The sequence below is a fragment of the Paracoccus methylarcula genome (genome assembly GCF_003007735.2).
Taxonomy (GTDB): Bacteria; Pseudomonadota; Alphaproteobacteria; order Rhodobacterales; family Rhodobacteraceae; genus Paracoccus; species Paracoccus methylarcula.
The window spans coordinates 438,555-455,065 of sequence record NZ_PXNQ02000002.1 but is presented as its reverse complement, the minus strand read 5'-3'; the positions used below and the strand labels follow the sequence as shown (position 1 = coordinate 455,065).

Genomic DNA, 16,511 nt, shown 5'->3' with positions numbered 1-16,511 from the left:
CATCTCCACCAAGCCGGTCCCATCGCTTGGCGGGGATCATCCCTTCATCCGCATCCGGCGCGCGCCCATTCGCCGCGCCTCGGTCAGAAGCGCTTCGAGCACCGGTGTATGCGGCTCGCGCCAGGGTGCGACCAGGCCGACGGCATGGGTGCTGTCCTCGCCCTGCATCGGCACCACCCGCAATGCCTTGCCCTGGGCCAGGAAATTCGCGATGTCCTCGGGCAGGATGGTCAGCCAGCCACCCGCCACGACATGCGCGACCAAGACCACGGTCGAACTCGATTCCACCGTCGCCAGCGGGGTCACACCGGCGGTGGCGAGATTGCGGTTGATGATCCGCCGGTTCTGCATGTCCGATGTCAGCAGGCAAAGCCTCTGCCCGTCCAGATCGGACCATGCCACGCTGGCATGTTTCGCGAAATCGGTCTGCTCGCCACAGACAAGCATGTAACGCTCGTCGTAAAGCGGGACTGTGCTCACCTTTCCCAGGGGCTCGTTGTCGAGATAGGAAATCCCGGCATCGATATCGAGATCGTCGATCATCTGCAGGATGTCGATCGAGGTGCGCGACAGGATCGTGAAGCCGACATTCGGATGCGCGGCTCCGAACCGGGCGCTGAGCTTGGCAGCCCAGGTCAACGCGGTGGGAATCGCCGCGATCCGCAACCGCCCGGTCAGCCCGTGCCGTGTCGCCCGCATCTCCTCGCGCAACTGCCGGGTGTCGCCGACGATCCGGCGCGCCCAGATCAGCGCGCTCTGCCCCTCGGGGGTCAGGCCGCCATAGCGCGAGCCGCGAAAGATCAGCAGCACGCCAAGCTGTTCCTCGAGCTGCTTGATCCCGGCCGAGAGCGTCGGCTGCGTGATCCCCAGGCTGGCGGCGGCGCGCCCGAAATGGCCTTCCTTGGTCACCGCCAGGAACATCTCGAGCTTGTCGATCACCTTGCCTCCCTTCACGCATGCCATCAAGCGGGAAAGGCAAGGCCGGGTCAAGCCGATGCCGGGTCACCGCGCGGCTTCGCCCTGCGCCGATGCGTCGTCTTCCCATTTGTCCTTGCGGCCCAGCAGCCTGCGCATCAGCACGAAGAAGAGCGGAGCAAACAGGATACCCAAGGCCGTCGCCGCCAGGGTTCCGCCCATCACCGTCGCGCCGATGGCATTGCGGCCATTCGCGCCCGCGCCGGTCGAAAGCACCAGCGGCAGAACCCCAAGCGAAAAGGCGATCGAGGTCATGATGATCGGGCGGAAGCGCTGGCGGGCGGCTTCGACCACGGCGTTGTAAAGCGGCACCCCTGCCTGCGACTGCTCGCGCGCGAATTCGACGATCAGGATGGCGTTCTTGCCGGTCAGGCCGATCACGGTCAGCAGCCCGACCTGGAAGAACACGCCATTGTCAAACTTGCCCAGATAAGCGCCGACCAGCGCACCCAGGACCCCGATGGGCATGACCAGGATCACCGCCAGCGGGATCGCCCAGCTTTCGTAAAGCGCAGCCAGGCACAGGAACACCGCCGCCAGGGAGAGCGCGTAAAGCAGCGTCGTCTGGTCGCCGGATTCGCGTTCCTCCAGCGACAGGCCGGTCCAGGAGATATTGAAACCCGCCGGAAGCTGCCCGGCCAGCCGCTCCATCTCGGCCATCGCGTCGCCGGAGCTGACGCCGGGGATCGGACCGCCCTGGATCTGCATCGACGGGACGCCGTTATAGCGGCTCAGCCCCTGCGGCCCGAAGGTCCATTCACCCTTGGCGAAATTCGAGAAGGGTACCAGGTCGCCATTCGCATTGCGGACCCGCCACTTGTCGAAATCGCTCGGCACCGAGCGGGACTCTGCCTCGCCCTGGACATAGACTTTCTTGATCCGTCCCCGGTCGATGAAATCGTTCACGTAATTCCCGGTCCAGGCGATCTGCATCAGGTTGGCGACATCGGTGGCCGTGACCCCCATCGCGCCGGCCTTGCGCCAATCGACATTCAACCGGTACTGGGCCGCATCCTCCAGCCCCGAGGGCCGGACCTGTGCGATGATCGGGCTTTCGGTGGCCATGCCAAGCAACTGGTTGCGTGCCTCGAGCAATTGCTCATGCGATTGCCCGCCCCGCGCCTGCAGGTAGAAATCGAAGCCCGAGACATTGCCCAGTTCGATCACCGCGGGCGGCACGACCGGGAAGACCATGGCGTCGCGGATCTGGCTCAGCGCCCCAAAGGCGCGGCCCGCTATGGCCTGCACGGATTGTTCCGGAGACGGCCGCTCGTCCCAGTCCTTGAGCCGCACGAAGGCCATGCCGACATTTTGCCCCGATCCGGCAAAGCTGAAGCCCGCCACGCCGAACATCGAATCGACGGAATCCGATTCCTGGTTCAGGAAATAATCCTCGACCTGGTCGATCACGGCCTCGGTCCGCTCGACGGTGGCGCCGGTCGGGCCCTGGATCAGCACGAACATGATGCCCTGGTCCTCGTCGGGCAGGAAGCCTTCCGGGGTGCGCAGGAACAGGAGCGCCATCACCGTGCCCAGCCCGGCATAGATCAGCAGCATCCGCAGCGGGCGGCGCACGATCCAACCGACGAGGCCGGTATATCCCCGCGAGGTGCGGTCGAAGCCGCGATTGAACAGGCCGAAGAAGCCGCGTTTCTCGCCATGCCCGGTCGGCCGCAGGATCGAAGCGCAAAGCGCCGGGGTCAATGTCAGCGCGACGACCACGGAAAGCCCCATGGCGGACACGATGGTGATCGCGAATTGCTGATAGATCACCCCGGTCGAGCCGCCGAAAAAGGCCATCGGCACGAACACCGCCGACAGGACCAGCGCGATCCCGACCAGGGCGCCGGTGATCTGCCCCATGGATTTGCGCGTGGCCTCTCGCGGGGACAGCCCCTCCTCTTCCATGATCCGCTCGACATTCTCCACCACGACGATGGCGTCATCGACCAGAAGACCGATGGCCAGCACCATGGCCAGCATGGTCAGCGTGTTGATGGTAAAGCCGAAGGCCGCCATGATCCCGAAGGTCCCCAGCAGCACGATGGGAACCGCAAGCGTCGGGATCAGTGTCGCCCGCCAGCTTTGCAGGAAGATATACATCACGATGAAGACCAGCACGATGGCCTCGATCAGCGTATGCACCACCTCTTCGATCGAGATCTCGACGAAGGGCGCGGTATCGAAGGGGATCACGTAATCGACGCCTTCGGGGAAGAATTCCGCGAATTCCTTCATCCGCTCCTTCACCCGCTCGGCGGTGTCCAGCGCATTGGCCCCCGGCGCGAGGCTGAGCGCCATGCCCGAGGCCGGACGGCCGTTATAGGTCGGATCGCCGCCATAGGTCTCGGCCCCGATCTCGACCCGGGCGACATCCTGCAACAGGACCAGCCCGCCGTTTTCCTCGGCCCGCAGCACGATCTGGCGGAAATCCTCGGGCGTGGACAGCAGCGATTGCGCCGTGACGGTGGCGTTCAGCATCTGGCCGTCGACCGTGGGCAGCCCCCCGAACGCCCCCGCGGAAATCTGGGTATTCTGCGCCGAGACCGCCGCGACGACATCGGATGGCGCGAGTTCATAGGCGGCGAGCTTGGCGGGATCGAGCCAGATGCGCATGGCGTATTGCGCGCCGAAGACCTGCACGCTGCCGATCCCCTCGACCCGGCTGAGATCGTCGACGAGGTTGGTGACCATGTAGTCGCTCAGATCGGTCGCGTTGAAATTGTCGTCGCCGATCAGGCCGACCACCATCAGAAAGCCGGATGCGGCCTTCTCGACCCTGACGCCTTGCCTCTGCACCGGCTCGGGCAAGAGCGGCGTGGCCTGCGACAGCTTGTTCTGAACCTGCACCTGCGCGATATCGACATCGGTGCCGGTCTCGAAGGTCAGCGTGGTCGAGGAGGAGCCGTCCGAGGTCGAGTTGGACGACATGTAGCGCATTCCGTCCAGCCCGGTCATCTGCTGTTCGATGACCTGCGTGACCGTATTGGCAACGGTGTCGGCCGAGGCGCCGGGATAGGTCGCGCGGATCGTTACCGAAGGCGGTGCGATCTGCGGGTATTGCGCGATCGGCAGCGTCATGATCGACAGGATGCCGATCCCCATGATGATGATCGAGATCACCCAGGCAAATACCGGTCGGTCGATGAAGAAACGGGCCATGATATCTCTCGCGCTGATCCGGCCGTCAGTTGCCGGTGTCGTCATCCTGGGCGGCCGCCTCGGCAGCCTGTTCGGTCGGGGCGGCCTCGCCCTGCCCGGCGGCGGCTTCCTCGTCCTCGCCCGCAGGTTCCGCGGGCGGGGTCTCACCTTCCGCGGATTGCTCTTCGCCGGTGGCATCTTCCGAAGCCTCCGGAGCGGCTCCTTCCTCCTGCATAGCCTTGGCCCCATCCGCCGGGGCTTCCGCGCCGCGTTCCTCGGGGGTCACCGGCATGCCCTCGCCGATGCGCTGGAATCCGGCCACGATCAGCCGGTCGCCATCTTCCAGACCGTCGCGCACCACCCATGAATTGCCGCGATCCTGGACGATATCCAGTTGCCGCATCTCGACGATGTTCTCGTCATTCACGATCATGGCGACGGGACGGCCCCGGCGATCCCGCGTCACCCCCTCCTGCGGAGCGAGGATCACGTCCTGCAACTGCGCCTGCGGGATTTCGGCCAGGACATACATTCCGGGCAAGAGCAGATTGTCGGAATTGGCGAATTCCATCCGCAGCGTGACGACGCCGGTGGTCTCGTCCACATGCGGCTCTGCCGCGGTCAGCGAGCCGGTATTCTCGAATTCGGTGCCATCGGCCAGATGCAGGGTCACGGTGCGGTCGGCCCCCTCGGGCAGTGCCGCCTGAGCGCCCTGGCGCTGCCAGCGAATGATCTCGGCCGCCGATTGGGTTACGTCCACATGAACCGGATCGATCCGCCGGATCACCGCCAGCGGCGCAGCTTGCGACGCCGTCACCAGCGCCCCCTGCGATGCCTGCGCCAAACCGATCACCCCGTCGATCGGCGCCGTGATCACCGTGCGGTCAAGATCGATCTGCGCCGCCTGCAATTGCGCCTCGGCGGCCTTCACCGCCGCCTCGGCGGCGTCGCGGACGGCGATGGCGCTGTCCTGGGTCTGTTCGCTGGCCACGCGGCGATCGCGCAGCGCCGCCACCCGGTCGGCCTCGCGCCGCGCGGATTCCGCCTGTGCCCTTGCCTGCGCCAGCGCCGCCTCGGCCTGCGCGACGGCGGCCTGGTAACTGCGCGGATCGATCCGGTAGAGCTGATCGCCTTCCTCGACGACGCTGCCCTCGTCGAACAGCCGTTCGGTAATGAGACCATTGACCTGCGGCCGCAGTTCCGCTTGGGCCGAAGCCAGCACGCGCCCGGGCAATGTCGCGGTCAGGGTCACGTCCTGCGCCTTCAGCGTCACGACCGTGACGGCGGGCGGAGGCTTTTCGCCACCCTGCTGAGCCAGTCCGGCCCCAGCCCACAGCATCGCGCCAACTGCAGACGCAGCAACGAGAATTCGAGTATGTGTGATCATGCCAGAGGCCTGTATTCAAAGAAAATTCATTTGATTGGCACAATGGAAAATGAAAACTTTACAACCAATGCACCAGCGCACAACCTAGGGCGATCACAGGCCGGACACAACCTCTTGAATTGCCGCCTTCAATCCCCAGTTAACAAGGTTAACCGTTTCAGAAAAGCGAGCCCTGGGCCGGGCCGGGCCGTGGCTTGCGCCCTGTATCCGGGCGGGTCTTTCCCGGTGCTGCCGCGATCCGCCCATCGGCGAATTCGATCTCGAAATGCGCGAGCTTGCCCGCCTCTGTCGCCGATGTCACCACGCCACCGCCGCCATGCACCACGGCGAAGCCGCGCTTCAATGTCTGTTCATAGCCCAATGTGTGCCGCATCCGGTCGAGCCGTATCAGCGCCTCGCGCCGCTGGCCGATAACGCGCCGCCCGCCATTCTCCAGCCGCGCGCCCAACCCGGAGAGGCGTTCGGACTGCGTCTCGATCGCCCGGCGAGTGACAGCCGCAACCCGGCGCAGCGAATTGTCCAGCCGTTCCTGTAATTGCGCCAGGCGGTCCTTGCGGCGTTCCAGCTGCCGTTCGCGGCTCCCTTCGAGCCGGGTGACGGTGCGATCCAGCAAGTGCCGCTTGGCCGAGGTGAACTGGCGCAGGGTCGCTGCTGGCATCGGGCGCGACGCCAGTTGCTGCCGCCTCGTCCGCACCAGTCCGTGAAGCGCGGGTTCCAGCCGTGCAGCCCACAGATCCAGTCGCTGCCGAGCCCCCTCGGTCAGCGCGGCGGGCCGCCCCATCGCCCGCGACAGGTCGCGCAACCTTTGCCGGGGACGCTCGATCCTCTGGCCGCTGGCCCGGGACATGCGCGCCCCCGCCTCGGCAAGCCGCGCCGCGAGATCGGCGCGAACCGGAACGGCAAGCTCGGCCGCCGCCGTCGGTGTCGGCGCCCGCCTGTCCGAGGCGAAATCGATCAGCGTGGTATCGGTTTCATGGCCTACTGCGAGATCAGCGGGATGGCGCTGCCGGCGGCGGCGCGCACGACCTCTTCCTCGTTGAACCCCCAGAGATCCTCGAGACTGCCGCCGCCCCGCGCGACGATGATCAGGTCGGGTCGCGGGACCGCTCCGCCCTCGGGCAAGGCGTTGAAGCCGTGAATGGCCGCCGCCACCTGGGGCGCGCAGCCCTCTCCCTGCACGGCGACGGGCCAGATCAGCACGCGGGTCGGAAACCGGTCGCGCAGCCGGTGCAGGATGTCGCGGATGACTGCCCCCGAAGGCGATGTGACCACACCGATGACCCGTGGAAGGAACGGCAGCGGGCGCTTGCGTGCCTCGTCGAACAGGCCTTCGGCGGCCAGCGCCTTGCGGCGCTTTTCCAGCATCGCCATCAGCGCGCCCATCCCGGCGGGCTCGATCTCGTCGACGATCAACTGGTATTTGGACTGGCCCGGAAATGTGGTCATCCGCCCTGTGGCCACGACCTCCATCCCCTCTTCCGGGCGCTGTGCCAGCCGGGCCGCCTGCCCTTTCCAGCTTACCGCCGCCAGGACCGAACGGTCATCCTTGAGATCGAAATAGAGATGCCCCGAGGAAGGCCGCGACACCCGGCCGATCTCGCCGCGCACCCGGACCCGGCCGAACTGGTCCTCGATATTGCGCTTTACCGCACCCGACAGTTCCGAGACGGTAAATTCATGGGCATTATTGCCCGGAGTGTCGTCGATCAGATCCATGCGGCTTGTTCCCCTTCGCCGGCCAGATTAGAACGCCGCGACAACAAGCGAAAGGGCGGCAGATGAATATCCTGATCCTTGGCGGCGGCGGGCGCGAACATGCCCTGGCCTGGGCGATCCGGCAGAACCCGAAATGCGACCGGCTCATCGTCGCGCCCGGAAACGCGGGCATCGCGGGGGTGGCGGATTGTGCCGAACTCAACATCAATTCCCGGGCAGATGTCCTTGAATTCGCGCAGGACAACGCCATCGACTTCGTGGTGATCGGCCCCGAGGCACCGCTGGCCGCTGGCGTATCCGACGCGCTGCGCGGCGCGGGCTTCCTGGTCTTCGGCCCCAGCCAGGCGGCTGCCGAGCTGGAAGCCTCGAAAACCTTCACCAAGGAGATCTGCGACGCCTGTGGCGCCCCTACCGCCGCATGGGCGCGCTTTACCGACGCCGCTTCGGCCCGCGATCATGTCACCGCCCAGGGCGCACCGATCGTGATCAAGGCCGACGGGCTGGCCGCCGGCAAAGGCGTGACCGTCGCCGAGACCGTAGCCCAGGCTCATGAAGCCATCGACCTGATTTTCGATGGAGAATTCGGCGATACCTCGGTCGTCATCGAGGAATTCATGACCGGCGAGGAAGCCAGTTTCTTCGTGCTCTGCGACGGCAGGGACTGCCTGCCGATCGGCACCGCGCAGGATCACAAGCGCGCCGGAGAAGGCGATACCGGCCCCAATACCGGCGGCATGGGCGCCTACAGCCCGGCACCCGTGCTGAACGAAGCCCTGCAAGCACAGGTGATGGACCAGATCATCCGCCCCACGATCGCAGAAATGTCGCGTAGAAACAGCCCATTCCAGGGAATTCTTTATGCCGGCCTCATGATCGAGGGAGATCGCGCCCGATTGGTCGAATACAATGTCCGCTTCGGCGACCCGGAATGCCAGGCGCTGATGATCCGGCTTGGGGCTCAGGCGCTCGACCTGCTGCTCGCCTGTGCTGCGGGCCGGTTGGCCGAAACCTCGGTCAACTGGGCCGACGATCACGCGTTGACCGTCGTCATGGCCGTAAATGGCTATCCCGGACCATACAAGAAAGGCAGTATTATCAATGGTCTTTCCCGGGTAACCGAATCCAGTTTCGAGATGATCTTCCATGCCGGAACCAGCGAGGAAAACGGACAGGTCACCGCATCTGGAGGCCGGGTGCTCGCCTGCACCGGTCGGGGCGCAACCTTGGCAGAGGCCCATGCGCGGGCCTACCGCCTTGTCGATGCCATCGACTGGCCCGAAGGTTTCTACCGCCGCGACATCGGCTGGCGAGCCCTCACGAGCCGTGAGTGATTGATTTTCGCAGGCTGTCGTTTCTTCTTCACGGAAATATCCCCGCCGGAGGCACCGGCGGGGACAATCCGGCGAAACCTCAATCGGTCGTATACAGACCTTCGTAGATCGGCAGCAGCGTATCGGTTTCGAACAGCGAACTGACCGAGGTGCCGTTCCAGATATTCAGGATCGCCTGCGTGAACATCGGCGCGGTCGGCACGATACGGATATTCGGCGCTGCCTTCACCGCTTCGGTCGGCTGGATCGAGTCGGTGATCACCAGCGATTTCATCACCGATTTCGACACCCGCTCGACCGCCGGGCCCGACAGCACGCCATGGGTGATATAGGCATGCACCTCGGTCGCGCCCTGATCGGTCAGCACCTGCGCCGCCTTGACCAGCGTTCCCGCCGTGTCGCAGATATCGTCAACGATGATGCAGGCCTTGCCCTCGACATCGCCGATCACCGTCATCTCGGCCACTTCGCCGGCCTTCTCGCGCCGCTTGTCCACGATCGACAGGGGCGCGCCGATCCGCTGCGCCAGTTCACGCGCGCGCGCCACGCCGCCGACATCGGGCGAGACCACCATCAGGTCATCCATCCGGCCCTTGAAATGATGCTGCACATCCAGCGCAAAGATCGGCGCGGCATAGAGATTGTCCACCGGAATGTCGAAGAAACCCTGGATCTGCGTGGCATGCAGATCCATCGTCAGCACCCGGTCCACCCCGGCCTCGGTCAGCAGGTTAGCGACCAGCTTGGCCGAGATCGGCGTGCGGGCCTTGGCCCGGCGGTCCTGCCGCGCGTAGCCGAAATAGGGAATGACAGCCGTGATCCGCGCCGCCGAGGACCGCCGCAGCGCATCGGTCATGATCAGCAGTTCCATCAGGTTGTCATTGGCCGGGTTCGAGGTGGGCTGGATGATATACATGTCCTCGCCCCGGACATTCTCGAAGACCTCGACGAAGATCTCCTGGTCGTTGAACCGTTCGATCCGGGCGTCGCACAGCCCTACATTCATGCCGCGATGCATCGACATGCGGCGCGCGATGGCGGCGGCAAGCGGAGTATTGGCATTGCCGGAAATAAGCTTGGGTTCGGTCATGACGGGCATGGAAAGCGGGGCCTCTGGCGGGATTCGTGAGATTGCACAGCCCTTAGCACCCGGATAACCTGTGGGCAAACCAAGAAGGACACGTCATGGCCTGTATCGATTATTATCTGGGCACGATCAGCCCCTATTGCTATCTCGCCGGCAAGAAACTGGAGGAAATCGCGGACAGGCATGACGCGAAGATCACCTACAAGCCGGTGGACCTGCTGCAGCTTTTCGACCGGACCGGGGGGATTCGTCCCGCAGACCGCCATGTGAGCCGGATGGAATACCGGACGCAGGAACTCTTGCGTTGGGCGGATCATCTTCGGGTCCCGTTCAATATCAAACCCGCCCATTGGCCGGTGAACATGGCTCCTTCCTCCTATGCCGTCATCGCCGCGCAACAGGAAGGCGGCGGCGATCTGGGCGGGCTGGTCCATGGCTTCACCCGCGCGGTCTGGGCCGAGGAGCGCGATATCAGCGACGATTCGGTGATCCGGGAGTTGCTGGAGGCGCATGGCTTCGATCCGGCACTGGCCGACAAGGGGCTGCTGGCGGGGGCCGAGACCTATGGCCGCAACCTGGAAGAAGCGGTCACGGCCGGGGCTTTCGGGGCGCCATTCTATGTCGTGCGCGAAACCGGGCAGCGGTTCTGGGGACAGGACCGGCTGGATTTCCTCGACCGGCATCTCGCGTCGCTGTGAGCGGGGTTTATCGCCGGCATTGGCCGGGCGACGCCGGGCGCCCGGCGCTGGCATTGCATTGCATGCTGGCCTCGGGCAGCTACTGGGGTCCGATCTCGGAACGCCTGGAGGGGCGGATCGACCTGCAGGGATTCGACATGCCCGGCCATGGGCGCAGCGATCCCTGGAACCCCGGGCCGGACGACCCGGATTACCACAGCGCCGTCACCCGGCTCGCGGCCAGTTTCATCAACCGACCGCTGGACCTGATCGGGCACAGCATGGGCGCCACCGTCGCCCTGCGGATCGCTATCGCGGCCCCCGAGGCCGTGCGCAGCCTGACCCTGATCGAGCCCGTCCTCTTCGCGGCCGTTCCCGGAGCCGCGCAGGCGCAGCCCGAGATGCAGATCGAGCAATTGCTGGCCGAGGGCCGCGAAGAGGATGCCACGCGGGGATTCCTGGCGGCATGGGGATCGCAGGGCTATGACGACCTGTCAGAGCGGATGCAGGTGCAGATGCGGGCGCGGATCCGGCTGGTCGCGGAATGCACGCCGACACTTGCCGGAGACCGTCCGCGAATCCTCCGCGAAGACGGGCTCGAATCGATCGATGCCCCGGTGCTGCTGATCTCGGGGGGCGACTCACCGCGGGTGATCCACGAAATCGCCGATGCCCTCGCCGCGCGTCTGCCCGATGTTGGCCGGGCGACCGTGCCGGATGCGGGTCACATGCTGCCGATCACTCATCCCGATGAGGTCGCGGGATTGATCGGTGTCAATCTGGACCGGGCCTGAAATGCATCTTCAGGCCCGCCGCCCGGTCCCGCCATGGGTTGGGACCGGGCCTGGCCGTCATCGGAGACATTCTTGCCGATCATGAAACTTCCGATAAGGGGATCGGATTTTCATGCATAAGCAATCGCTTGGGATGATTTGGCTCCGGCGGTAGGGATCGAACCTACGACCAATTGATTAACAGTCAACTGCTCTACCGCTGAGCTACGCCGGAACACGAGGCGGGATATAGCAATGTGTTTCAGAGCCGTCCAGAGGCTTTGCGACAATTTTTTAAACGGACCGGAAAATCGATTCCGCCGTCAGTTCCCCGTCGCAATTCACCGCGCCAAGACCCGCCAATGCGACCAGATGCGCAAGGACATTGCGCGTCGCGGCTGGAAGAAGTTCGGGAGGCACATCATAGATGCGCCGCGCCAGCATGGCGGCCTCTGCCGGCTCCTGCCGCAGCGATGCGAGGATCTGGGCGCTGCGTTCGCGACGATGCGCAGCCAGTTCGGCCAGCCTTGCCGACGGTGTCTCGACCGGATCGCCATGCGCGGGCAGCAAACGGTGCGGTGCAGCCATCCCGATCCTGTCGAGCGAGCGGAAGAAATCCGCCAGGTCCCCGTCAGGCGGCGAGATCAGGGTCGAGGACCAGCCCAGCACGATATCGCCGCAGAACATGACATCGTCCCACTGGAAACAAAGATGATTCCCGCAATGTCCGGGCGTGTGGAGAGCGCGGAGCCTCCAGTCGGCGGTCTCGATCTGCTGGCCATCCGCCAGCAGGATATCGGGCCGAAAGCCCATATCCAGCCCCTCGCCTCCGCCGACCAGGCCGCTGGCGGCGAGGCGCTGCATGATCGGGGAACGGCCCGTTTCCGCAGTGCCGAAAGCCAGGACGGGAGCGCCGGTCATCCCTGCCAGGGTGGCGGCGCCCGCGCTGTGGTCCCGATGGGCATGGGTCACGAAGATATGACTGATCCGCCCTGCCCCGGCCTCCACGATCCTTTCCAGATGGCCGGGATCGTCCGGGCCGGGATCGATGACCGCCACGTGATCATGGCCGATCAGGAAACTGTTGGTTCCCGGCCCGGTCAGGGGCGAAGGATTGGGTGCAAGAATGCAGCGTGGCTCTTTCTTCATGCGACTCATACGGGTAGCCTAGATCGAGGCAGGCAGGTTTACCATGGCGAACGAACTCGAATTCGGCTGGTTGAAGCGGATGTTCCCGCGCGGGCTTTACGGCCGCGCGGCACTGATCCTGTTTCTGCCGGTCGTGGTCGTGATGCTTGTCGTCAGCGTCATGTTCCTGCAACGCCATTTCGAGGACGTGACGCGTCAGATGACCGACAGCATGGCACGGGAGCTGGGCTTCGTCGCAAGGCGTATCGACCGGGGCGAAAATTCCGCCGTGGCGCTTCTGGCGGGCCAGACCATCGCGGCACCGCTTGGCCTGACTTTGCGGATGCCCGTGCAGCCGGCCCGGGACGACAGGCGCCTGTTCTATGATTTTTCGGGCCGCGTCGTGATCGAGGAACTGCGTACCAGCCTGCCCGAGGTGACCGGCATCGACCTCGCGACGGATGACAAGCGCGTCGATGTGACCATGAATGGAAAATTCGGCCCCTATTCGCTGTCATTCGACCGGAAACGGGTCAGCGCCTCGAACCCGCACCAATTGCTGGTGCTGATGGTGTTCACCTCGTTTCTGATGTCGGGCATCGCGACGATCTTCCTGCGCAACCAGCTGCGGCCGATCCGCCGGCTTGCCCGGGCGGCCGAAGCCTATGGCAAGGGCCGGGTGGAGCCTTATCACCCCGGTGGCGCGGTCGAGATCCGCAGTGCCGGCACCGCGTTTCTGGACATGCGCAACCGTCTGGAGCGGCAGAACGAACAGCGCAAGGTGATGCTGTCGGGGATCAGCCATGACCTGCGCACACCACTGACACGGCTGCGACTCGGCCTGTCGGTGTTGTCCCCGGACCTTCCGCCTGACGAGGCCGACATCTCGGCGATGGAGGCGGATATCAGCGAGATGACCCGCATGGTCGATGCCTTTCTGGACTATTCCCGCGACAGCGCGCGGGAAAGCCCGGCCGAGGAAATCGAACCGTTCGAATTCCTTCGCGGCGTCGTCGCGGACGCGCAGCGCGCCGGACAGGATGTGTCGCTGTCCGGCACGCAAGGCGATGCCAGTCTCGTGACCTGCCGACCCGACATGCTGCGCCGCGCGCTGGACAACCTGATCGGCAACGCGGTCCGCTATGGGACACGCGCCGAGGTCGATGCGGCATTGGGTCCGCGCAGCCTGCGAATCGGTGTCGAGGATGACGGGCCGGGCATTCCCGACGATGCGATCGAGACGGCAATGCGCCCGTTCACGCAGCTCGACAGCTCGCGCAATCGCAACAGCGGGCAAGGCGCCGGGCTGGGGCTGGCCATCGCCGCCGATGTCGCGCGCGGCCATGGCGGGCAGTTGCGCTTGGGGCGCGGATCGAGGCTTGGCGGGTTGCGTGCCGAGATCGTCATACCGCGTTGAAATCGCCCGCGACTGACGCGGTTGCGCTTTCGTGCTAAAATCAACCTGTTTCGATGTTCTATTGAACGGCAATGCCCGGGCACATAAGTTGTCGCGACGCAGGGGCCGCGCGTTGCTAATCACGGGGCCGCGGCTTCGGGCAGGAAAGGAACGTATAACATGAACGATTTCGCATCTCAGACCTACCCGGTGTTGCCTTTGCGGGACATCGTCGTCTTTCCACATATGATCGTGCCCCTGTTCGTGGGCCGCGAGAAATCCGTGCGCGCGCTGGAAGCGGTCATGGAAACCGACAGCCCGATCCTGCTGTCGGCGCAAATGGACGCTTCGGTCGATGAGCCGGAGGAAGACGGCATCTACCGCACCGGCGTCCTGGCCAATGTGCTGCAATTGCTGAAACTTCCCGACGGCACGGTGAAAGTGCTGGTTGAAGGCCGCGAACGCGTGCAGATCACCGATTTCGTGCCGAATGACGATCATTTCGAAGCGGCCGCCATCGTTCTGCCCGAAACCCTGGGCGACGAGGCGACGGTCACCGCCCTGATGCGTACCGTGACCGAGGAATTCGAGCGTTACGTCAAGGTGCGCAAGAACATCCCAGAAGAGGTTGTCACCGCTGTCGCCGACGCCCACGAACCCGGCAAGCTGGCCGATCTGGTCGCGGGGCACATGGGCGTGGATCTGGACAAGAAGCAGGAGCTTCTGGACACGCTCGAAGTGGCGGCCCGGCTGGAGAAGATCTATTCCTCCATGCAGGGGGAGATGTCGGTCCTTCAGGTCGAGAAAAAGATCAAGTCGCGCGTCAAGACCCAGATGGAGAAGACGCAGCGCGAATACTATCTGAATGAGCAGATGAAGGCCATTCAGAAGGAACTCGGCGATGGCGAGGACGGCCAGAACGAGATCACCGAACTGGAAGAGAAGATCGCCGCGACCAAGTTCAGCAAGGAGGCCCGAGAAAAGGCCGAGGCCGAGCTGAAAAAGCTGAAATCCATGTCCCCGATGTCAGCCGAGGCGACGGTCAGCCGCAATTACCTGGATTGGCTGCTGGCCCTGCCCTGGGGTGTGAAATCGCGCACCCGCAAGGATCTGGGCCGGGCCGAAACGGTCCTGGACGAAGATCATTACGGGCTGGAAAAGGTCAAGGAACGGATCGTCGAATATCTCGCCGTGCAAGCCCGCAGCCAGAAGCTGAAAGGCCCGATCCTGTGCCTTGTCGGCCCTCCGGGCGTGGGCAAGACCTCACTCGGCCGGTCGGTCGCGCGTGCCACGGGACGCGAGTTCATCCGCATCAGCCTTGGCGGCGTGCGCGACGAATCCGAGATTCGCGGCCACCGGCGGACCTATATCGGCTCGATGCCCGGCAAGATCATCCAGGCGCTGAAAAAGGCCAAGACTACCAACCCGCTGATCCTGCTCGATGAGATCGACAAGATGGGGCAGGATTTCCGCGGCGATCCGGCTTCGGCCATGCTCGAGGTGCTGGATCCGGAACAGAATTCGACCTTCGTGGACCATTATCTCGAGGTGGAATACGACCTGTCGAACGTGATGTTCCTGACCACGGCCAACAGCTACAACATGCCGGGCCCCCTGCTCGACCGGATGGAGATCATCCCGCTGGCCGGCTATACCGAAGACGAAAAACGCGAGATCGCCCGCCAGCACCTGCTGCCCAAGCAGATCAAGGCCAACGGGCTGCGCAAGGGCGAGTTCTCGGTCTCGGACGAGGCGCTGACCCATGTCATCCGCTATTACACCCGCGAGGCCGGGGTCCGCTCGCTTGAGCGCGAGATCGCCAAGCTGGCCCGCAAATCCGTGACCGAGATCCTCAAGGGCAATGCCAAAACGGTGGATGTGACGCCCGAGAAGGCCGAGGAATTCCTGGGCGTGCGGCGCCACCGCTATGGCTTGGCCGAGAAAGAGGACCAGGTCGGCGTGGTCACGGGGCTGGCATGGACATCGGTCGGCGGCGACCTGCTGCAGATCGAGGCATTGCGCCTGCCCGGCAAGGGCCGGATGAAGACGACCGGCAAGCTGGGCGACGTGATGAAGGAATCGATCGACGCGGCCTCCAGCTTCGTGCGCTCGATCTCGCCCGAGATCGGGGTGAAACCGCCCGAATTCGACAAGCGCGACATCCATGTCCATGTCCCCGAGGGCGCCACACCCAAGGACGGGCCGTCAGCGGGCGTCGCCATGGTGACCTCGGTCGTGTCGGTGATGACCGGCATCCCCGTGCGCAAGGATGTCGCCATGACTGGCGAGGTCACGCTGCGCGGCAATGTGCTGGCCATCGGCGGGCTCAAGGAAAAACTGCTGGCGGCATTGCGCGGGGGCATCAAGACGGTGCTGATCCCGGCCGATAACGAAAAGGATCTGGCCGAGATCCCGGACAATGTGAAAACCGGGCTGACGATCATCCCGGTCGGCAATGTCCGTGAAGTGCTGCACCACGCGCTGGTCCGCAAGCCCGATGCGATCGAATGGGACGAGGCGGCGGAAGAAGCCGCCGCCGAGGCCGCGCGCGTGACCAACAAGGGCGACAAGATGCCCGGCGGCGGCGCTGTCGCGCATTGATCGCCGCATGATCGAGAATGAGCCGGGCCAAAAGAGCCCGGCTCATTCACATCAAACCCGAAATCAACCGCATCTCCGGTCTTGCGGCCTTTCCCGGTTGCTGCTAAATGCCGCTCCCACGGGTGATTAGCTCAGCGGTAGAGCGCTTCGTTCACATCGAAGATGTCAGCGGTTCAAATCCGTTATCACCCACCATTCTTTCAATAGCTTGACTGCTAACGACGAAACGCCCCGGGTCCGTGAGCCCGAGGCGTGGCCATGAGCGCGGGAATCCCTCGATCCGTGATGATCCGTCGGGA

10 protein-coding genes, 2 tRNA genes and 1 pseudogene are annotated in these 16,511 nt (G+C 64.6%); 6 read left to right on the top strand and 7 right to left on the bottom strand.

The window, feature by feature from the left end:
• Positions 1 to 36 precede the first annotated feature (36 nt).
• The 4 genes and pseudogenes from A7A09_RS05315 to xseA all read right to left on the bottom strand — a co-directional run bounded on the left by A7A09_RS05315 (position 37) and on the right by xseA (position 7,219).
• Positions 37 to 939, bottom strand: coding sequence for a LysR family transcriptional regulator (locus A7A09_RS05315; protein WP_106690461.1), 903 nt, complete (start codon positions 937 to 939; stop codon positions 37 to 39).
• A gap of 63 nt (positions 940 to 1,002) precedes the next feature.
• Positions 1,003 to 4,137 (bottom strand): efflux RND transporter permease subunit, encoded by a 3,135-nt coding sequence (locus tag A7A09_RS05310; RefSeq protein ID WP_106690390.1) that lies wholly within the window; start codon positions 4,135 to 4,137, stop codon positions 1,003 to 1,005.
• Positions 4,138 to 4,162: 25 nt separating this feature from the next.
• Entirely contained in the window at positions 4,163 to 5,455 is a 1,293-nt protein-coding gene (locus A7A09_RS05305; protein WP_245999146.1) for an efflux RND transporter periplasmic adaptor subunit, read from the bottom strand.
• Positions 5,456 to 5,660: 205 nt separating this feature from the next.
• Positions 5,661 to 7,219, bottom strand: a pseudogene (gene xseA / locus A7A09_RS05300) (exodeoxyribonuclease VII large subunit).
• A gap of 62 nt (positions 7,220 to 7,281) precedes the next feature.
• On the opposite strand from xseA, the gene purD reads away from it, so the two are divergent.
• Entirely contained in the window at positions 7,282 to 8,550 is a 1,269-nt protein-coding gene (purD, locus tag A7A09_RS05295) for a phosphoribosylamine--glycine ligase (RefSeq protein WP_106690388.1), read from the top strand.
• A 79-nt stretch (positions 8,551 to 8,629) separates the two neighbouring features.
• Here the strand turns inward: purD and A7A09_RS05290 are convergent, their stop codons facing one another.
• Entirely contained in the window at positions 8,630 to 9,649 is a 1,020-nt protein-coding gene (locus A7A09_RS05290) for a ribose-phosphate pyrophosphokinase (protein ID WP_106690387.1), read from the bottom strand.
• 86 nt (positions 9,650 to 9,735) lie between these two features.
• Between A7A09_RS05290 and A7A09_RS05285 the strand changes: the two genes are divergently transcribed.
• Positions 9,736 to 10,335 (top strand): 2-hydroxychromene-2-carboxylate isomerase, encoded by a 600-nt coding sequence (locus A7A09_RS05285; protein WP_106690386.1) that lies wholly within the window; start codon positions 9,736 to 9,738, stop codon positions 10,333 to 10,335.
• Complete coding sequence (locus A7A09_RS05280; protein ID WP_106690385.1) at positions 10,332 to 11,108, top strand: alpha/beta hydrolase; 777 nt, start codon at positions 10,332 to 10,334, stop codon at positions 11,106 to 11,108. The genes A7A09_RS05285 and A7A09_RS05280 overlap by 4 nt, the downstream gene beginning before the upstream one ends.
• A 139-nt stretch (positions 11,109 to 11,247) precedes the next feature.
• Here A7A09_RS05280 and A7A09_RS05275 read toward each other — a convergent pair.
• Positions 11,248 to 11,322 (bottom strand) — tRNA-Asn (locus A7A09_RS05275).
• Positions 11,323 to 11,381: 59 nt separating this feature from the next.
• Positions 11,382 to 12,245 carry an MBL fold metallo-hydrolase gene (locus A7A09_RS05270; RefSeq protein WP_106690384.1) on the bottom strand — a complete coding sequence of 288 codons (864 nt, stop codon included), beginning with the start codon at positions 12,243 to 12,245 and terminating at the stop codon, positions 11,382 to 11,384.
• 34 nt (positions 12,246 to 12,279) lie between these two features.
• Between A7A09_RS05270 and A7A09_RS05265 the strand changes: the two genes are divergently transcribed.
• The 3 genes from A7A09_RS05265 to A7A09_RS05255 all read left to right on the top strand — a co-directional run bounded on the left by A7A09_RS05265 (position 12,280) and on the right by A7A09_RS05255 (position 16,407).
• On the top strand, positions 12,280 to 13,632 hold the full coding sequence (locus A7A09_RS05265; RefSeq protein ID WP_106690383.1) for an ATP-binding protein: 1,353 nt from the start codon (positions 12,280 to 12,282) through the stop codon (positions 13,630 to 13,632).
• A 159-nt stretch (positions 13,633 to 13,791) separates the two neighbouring features.
• Positions 13,792 to 16,212 carry an endopeptidase La gene (gene lon, locus A7A09_RS05260; protein ID WP_106690382.1) on the top strand — a complete coding sequence of 807 codons (2,421 nt, stop codon included), beginning with the start codon at positions 13,792 to 13,794 and terminating at the stop codon, positions 16,210 to 16,212.
• Between the two features lie 120 nt (positions 16,213 to 16,332).
• Positions 16,333 to 16,407 (top strand) — tRNA-Val (locus A7A09_RS05255).
• Positions 16,408 to 16,511: the final 104 nt, after the last annotated feature.